Origin of the sequence: Candidatus Thioglobus sp. (assembly GCF_028599055.1) — a bacterium.
Lineage (GTDB): Bacteria > Pseudomonadota > Gammaproteobacteria > PS1 > Pseudothioglobaceae > Thioglobus_A.
Map to the genome: position 1 here is coordinate 1 of NZ_JAQRMS010000245.1, position 1,575 is coordinate 1,575.

Below are 1,575 nucleotides of genomic sequence, written 5' to 3' on the forward strand. Positions count from 1 at the left end.
AGAAATGAGCAGTGTAGATTGAACATTGTTAAACAAATAGAAGCAAAAGAGGTAACCAGTATACAAGCAACTGACGATACAACGATTAACAGGAATGAGATGTGTCCACTTTGTAGAACATATGTAAATAGAGATGGAATTGCATGTGATCAATGTGACTTTTGGTACCATTGTCTATGTATAGGGATTGTTAACACATCAGTAAAGGAGAATATGGAGGAAACTGATTACATCTGTCACTTCTGTAGTGAGGATAATTTATATACAGATGAACCTGAAAACCACCAACTCGAACATATAGCTGAAAATACTAATAATAGTGGAAATACGTGTACCATAAAAGGCATCCATAGTGATATGAATGTAATACAGGAAAGACAAGACACTGATCTATACATTACAAAATCAAGTAGTAATCTAGAAAACTGTCAACCACTAGATGAATTAATGTTAGAGGAAAGAAATATACTAGAATCCTATGCCTATGACACCCGACAAGACAAAGAAATGATACATTCAAATAGAGACCCAGAAGAAACAGCACTGAAGCCAACATATAATAACTGCAAAAAAACGGAAAGTGCAAACGAATTGACAGCCAATAAGCAGGATATATGGGAAGCACAGACTGATGTGGACGCTCACAACATCTCAAATAGACAAACAACTGATTATACTGGAAGTGCTAAACCAAGAAGAAATACAAAGCAGAAAACCGAAAAAGATGACATATTAATAAATCAGAAGAGTAGAATTTTAAATTTAGAAAATGAAGTGAAACAGCTAAGAAATGTCCTGAATACACACAAAGAGGGTGATGCTGATATAGAAAGACCAACAAGAGAACATCCAAATGTAGGATACAAACAAAACGACTGCAATCACAAATGTTGCGAGAAAATCCAACACAATGATAGATACAAGGATGACGTAATAGAACAGAGAATAAGATTAATAGAGATGCAAATGATACAAAATATGTGTATAACAACTGCTTTAAACACTCATAGGGCCCTTCAGGACCGTCCACTTACACACACGACGTCGACAACAAACGGGTACTATCCAATGAATACGTTTGGCATGATGCATCCACATCGCCAACCACTCCAGTACGGAATGCCGCCACAGTACTCGGCACCTTTTACGTACTATCCGACCATATATCTTCAATCACCACCGGATACAAATAACCATCAATTTCCCCATCAACAATTACAACAGCAATATGGACAGAATGTAATTCACAACCAAGGCTTTTCTCAACATCAATTACATAAACATCTGCCCCATCAACAAGTACAACAGCAATATGGACAGCATGTAATTCACAACCAAGGCTTCTCTCAACATCAGCATCAAGATCAACAGCAATATGGACAGAATGTAGCTCACAACCAAGGCTTTTCGCAACATCAATTACAACATAATCATTTCCCCCACCAACAAATACAACATCAATATGGTAAGAATGTAACTCACAACCAAGGATCATTGCAACACCATCAAGACCAGATTATTGAATTTAGACAGCATCCCTCCCAACATCTAGCACAACATTTGTCACAACAACAA

At 37.0% G+C, this 1,575-nt stretch carries 1 pseudogene; it reads left to right on the forward strand.

What is annotated here, in order from left to right:
- Positions 1–213 precede the first annotated feature (213 nt).
- A pseudogene (locus tag PSN35_RS07660) lies at positions 214–1,575 on the forward strand (hypothetical protein); the annotation flags it as partial.